This is a genomic window from Streptomyces sp. NPDC057099 (assembly GCF_042671245.1).
In the GTDB taxonomy this organism is placed as follows: Bacteria; Actinomycetota; Actinomycetes; order Streptomycetales; family Streptomycetaceae; genus Streptomyces; species Streptomyces purpurascens.
Genome location: NZ_JBHUTX010000110.1, coordinates 1 through 2,771, shown reverse-complemented (window position 1 = coordinate 2,771; position 2,771 = coordinate 1). Strand labels below are relative to the sequence as shown.

The following is a 2,771-nucleotide window of genomic DNA, read 5'->3' as shown; positions in this document are numbered from 1 at the left end:
GAGCCTCCGCCATCTTGATTTCGGCTGGTCGCGGGCCCTGGCGTGATGGTGGGTGGGGCTGTTCGGGCTGGTGGTGGGGCAGTGTCCAGCATGTAGATCATCTGGCAGGGCGGTTCGCCTGTTCCGGTCCGCTGCCTCGCCCTCTTCCCTACGATCCGGCGCATGGTGGATCCCGAGGTGACCGAGCGGATCTCAGTACGCCGCGCGGAGTTGGACGATCTGGAAGTACAGCTGGTCAAGCAATTGGCGGAGGTGCGGGCCGAGCGCGATGACCTCGCTGCGGCCGAGCGGGTGCTGACCCGGATGGGCGAGCAGATCGCCGCCGAACGAGCCGTAACGGCGCCGACTGTCGCGCAGGTGGGTGGGAAAGGGGTGCTGCTGATCCCGCACCGCGCGCCGGAGGTCACCGAGACCGTGCTCCCACCGGAGTACCAGCGCATTCTCGCCGCAGTGCGTGACGCGGGCGGGCCCGTCACGGTCCGCCAGGTCGGTGAGGCGATCGGGCTGGATACCGGGGTGCGGGGCAAACTGGAGCCGCTGCGCGGGAAGCTGACCAAGTTGGCCGATCGCGGCTGGCTGCACAAGCGTCCCGACGGGCGGTTCGCCGTCCGCCCGTGAGGCGCGAGCCAGTAAAGAGGGCCGTAACTACGGTGTCCCCGGGGCTCGTTGGGAATGTGTGACCAAAACCGAAGAGCGCGCCGGGGACACCGTGTCCCTTGTCTACCAGTGCCGTCTGCCGCTGTCCACGCACACCGTCAACCACCTCGCCCGCCTGCTGCGGCGCCACCTGAAATCGATAGGCTCGCGCTGGCGGTCGCTGCCGCCGGGGAAGATCGCGGTGATTGTCCTGGCCGTGCTCCGCCACGACCAGCGCCTGGCCGACATGGCCGGCGGCAACAACGTCGCCGAGTCCACTGTCCGCCGCTGGCGCGACGAGATGATCCACCTGCTCGCCGCCCGCGGTCCGCGCCTGGACCGGGCCCTGAAGAAGATCGCGAAGCGGGGCGGGAAAGTCGTCCTGGTCGACGGCACCCTCATCCCCACCCAGCGCCGCACCGGACGCGACAACCGGAAGAACTTCTCCGGCAAGCACCACCGCCACGGCCTGCACTTCCTCGCCCTGACCGACGAGAAGGGACGGCTGATCTGGATCTCCGCCGCCCGGCCCGGCCGAACCCACGACGCCACCGCCGCCCGCCACGACCAACTCGTCAACCACCTGAAAGCAGCCGGCCTCGGCGCCCTCGCCGACCTGGGCTTCCTCGGCGTGGACAAACCCGAGGACCCCGACGACCTGGTTATCGTCACCGGCTTCAAGGCCACCCGCTACCGCAAACTCACCCCCGGACAAAAGACGGCGAACCACGTGCTGGCCGCCGGACGCGCCCCAGTCGAGCACGGTTTCGCTCACCTCAAGAACTGGCGCGTGTTGACCAAACTCCGCACCGATCCCGCCCGCGCCACCCAACTCCTGCGCGCCCTGCTCGTCCTGACGAACCTCGAAGTCAGCCGCTGAGACAACGCCGCATGCAATGCCCGACGTTCGTCCGGAGCATTCCCCCTCTGGCCAAAGACCCCGGGCACGGCATTGACTTGCCAGAACACGGCACCGGTCAAGCGAAAAGGGGCAAGGGCGTGCGCGCACGGGGCATCAACTACGACACCGGATTCCTGCCTGGGGAAGAACTCTCCCGCAAGAGCTTCACCCCTGAAACGGTCCAGCACGACATGGCGGTGATCTCCAGGGAGCTCCACTGCGACGTCGTTCGTATCTCCGGGCGAGAGCCCGAACGGCTGAGCATCGCTGCCCGGCATGCTGCAGACACGGGCCTTGAGGTCTGGTTCGCTCCCTTTCCCGTGGACCTCCCTCACGGCCAGTTACTCCCGTTCTTCGCCGACTGCGCCCAACGCGCCGAAGCTGTGCGGGAGGCCGGCGCCGACGTGGTGTTCGTCGCCGGCTGCGAGATCAGCGCGTACTGCGGGGGCTTCATCCCGGGCGACACCTACGGCGACCGCCTGCGGGCCATGGCCAGCGCCGACATGGAGTGGTGGTCCTCCCTCGGACCGGTGCAAGAACGCCTCAATGAGTTCCTCTCCGAAGCCGCCGCGACCGCCCGCACGCACTTCGGCGGGCGGATCACCTACGCCTCGGCGCCCTGGGAGTTCGTCGACTGGCATCCGTTCGACTTCGTCGGCATCGATGCCTACCGGGCTGCCTACAACGCCGACAGCTTCCGGGACGAACTGCGCGGCCACCTCGCCCACGGAAAGCCCGTCGCGGTAACCGAGTACGGAACCTGCGCCTACCAGGGCGCGGGCGAACGTGGCGGCATGGCCTGGCAAGTGCCGCACGGCGCGGTGCCGGACGAGGACGAACAGGCACGCTACTTCACCGAGCTACTGGACATCTTCGAAGAGGAAGGCGTGGACACCGCGCTCTGGTTCACCTTCGCCGGCTACAGCAGGCCCAGGCAGCACGACCTTGGCTCGTACGGCGTCGTCCGGGTGCTCGACGAGGCTCGCTGGGAACCGAAGAAGATATTCCACACGATGGCCGTCAGGCACCAACACGGCTGAAGCTTCACGGCCTCCGTTCAGAAAGGGCTGTCGGCGTCGGCCGTAACTGGACGCCGAGCGTCACAGAACGATGGTTCTGCCGCAGCCCGGCAGACGATCTTCTCAGCAGACTGCCGCCCGCGACCAGCACGAGCATCCCGAGAGACCGCCACACCAGCCCTTTTACCTGCGACTTCGAGTTGGCGGAGGCTCGG

Annotated in this window: 4 protein-coding genes; 3 read left to right on the top strand and 1 reads right to left on the bottom strand. The window is 67.8% G+C overall.

Annotation, left to right across the window (positions count from 1 at the left end; translation table 11 throughout):
* Positions 1-162: 162 nt before the first annotated feature.
* The 3 genes from ACFT4A_RS42345 to ACFT4A_RS42335 are packed head-to-tail and all read left to right on the top strand — an operon-like array spanning position 163 to position 2,577.
* On the top strand, positions 163-618 hold the full coding sequence (locus ACFT4A_RS42345; protein WP_382842030.1) for a hypothetical protein: 456 nt from the start codon (positions 163-165) through the stop codon (positions 616-618).
* A 58-nt stretch (positions 619-676) separates the two neighbouring features.
* Positions 677-1,516 carry a transposase family protein gene (locus ACFT4A_RS42340; protein ID WP_382842028.1) on the top strand — a complete coding sequence of 280 codons (840 nt, stop codon included), beginning with the start codon at positions 677-679 and terminating at the stop codon, positions 1,514-1,516.
* 11 nt (positions 1,517-1,527) lie between these two features.
* Complete coding sequence (locus ACFT4A_RS42335) at positions 1,528-2,577, top strand: hypothetical protein (RefSeq protein ID WP_382842025.1); 1,050 nt, start codon at positions 1,528-1,530, stop codon at positions 2,575-2,577.
* Between the two features lie 4 nt (positions 2,578-2,581).
* Here the strand turns inward: ACFT4A_RS42335 and ACFT4A_RS42330 are convergent.
* The coding region (locus ACFT4A_RS42330; RefSeq protein ID WP_382842022.1) for a hypothetical protein at positions 2,582-2,771 on the bottom strand (190 nt) is incomplete at its 5' end.

Coding starts and splice junctions, on each gene's coding strand:
- ACFT4A_RS42335 (WP_382842025.1), top strand. CDS start 1,528: ATGCAATGCCCGACGTTCGTCCGGAGCATTCCCCCTCTGGCCAAAGAC.
- ACFT4A_RS42345 (WP_382842030.1), top strand. CDS start 163: ATGGTGGATCCCGAGGTGACCGAGCGGATCTCAGTACGCCGCGCGGAG.